Annotated in this window: 1 protein-coding gene; it reads left to right on the forward strand. The window is 52.5% G+C overall.

Translation table 11 applies throughout. The features are described 5' to 3' along the window. Positions 1–375: AMP-binding protein (locus A3750_RS04040; protein ID WP_156498380.1), on the forward strand; the 375-nt coding region annotated here is incomplete at both ends.

The following is a 375-nucleotide window of genomic DNA, read 5'->3' on the forward strand; positions in this document are numbered from 1 at the left end:
CAGCTGACGTCGGCTGGATTACTGGCCACACCTATATTGTCTATGCGCCGCTAGCCAATGGTGCAACAACCTTGATGTACGAGGGTGTGCCTACTTACCCAGACTGCGGCCGTGTCGGGAAGATCATTGATAAGCACAAGGTGAATATTCTCTATATCGCACCGACAGCGATTCGCACTCTGATGGCCTCCGCGGATGAAGCCATTGCAGGGAGCACGCGTGACTCGTTACGTATTCTTGGTAGTGTCGGTGAGCCAATTAATCCAGAGGTATGGCGGTGGTTTCATACCATGTTTGGTAATGGTCAGGCACCCCTTGTGGATACCTGGTGGCAAACAGAAACCGGTGGCCACATGATGACCCCAATGCCTTATG

The sequence above is a fragment of the Oleiphilus sp. HI0079 genome (assembly GCF_001635105.1).